This window comes from Bacillus hominis (genome assembly GCF_018332515.1).
GTDB lineage: Bacteria > Bacillota > Bacilli > Bacillales > Bacillaceae_G > Bacillus_A > Bacillus_A hominis.
In genome coordinates, this window is sequence record NZ_BOQD01000680.1 from 1 (window position 1) to 403 (window position 403).

Below are 403 nucleotides of genomic sequence, written 5' to 3' on the forward strand. Positions count from 1 at the left end.
GTCGTAAGAGTCGTAAAAAACCAAATGAGGGACTAGATGTTATGGCAACAAAAGTTGTTAAAAAGCCGAAAAAAGTAAAACCAAACTATAAACGAAAACTTGCAACAGAACGTGACAAAGTGAAGAAAAAATATAGCAATAAAAAAAGATAAGGGATTTCCCTTATTTTTTTTTATCTCACTACTTGAGAGTGGTAGTCATTGGTATCCAGATAACACTATTACCCGTGCAGAAGCTGCCAGTTTAGTTGCTCGCACAGATCAATCAAAAGATAAAGAAATTAAATTAAAGCAAGTTTCTATGAAACAAAGTTATTTTATATATCCTGAATCCTCTCTACATTCAGGTATAATTGCTGAATAACCCGCCCAAACCGTTACTGTATTCGACGAATCAGAAACAG

At 34.0% G+C, this 403-nt stretch carries 2 pseudogenes; both read left to right on the plus strand.

The window, feature by feature from the left end:
* Positions 1–152, plus strand: a pseudogene (locus KI356_RS27920) (DEAD/DEAH box helicase); the annotation flags it as partial.
* 22 nt (positions 153–174) lie between these two features.
* Positions 175–360 (plus strand): annotated as a pseudogene (locus KI356_RS28870) (N-acetylmuramoyl-L-alanine amidase); the annotation flags it as partial.
* Between the last annotated feature and the right edge of the window lie 43 nt (positions 361–403).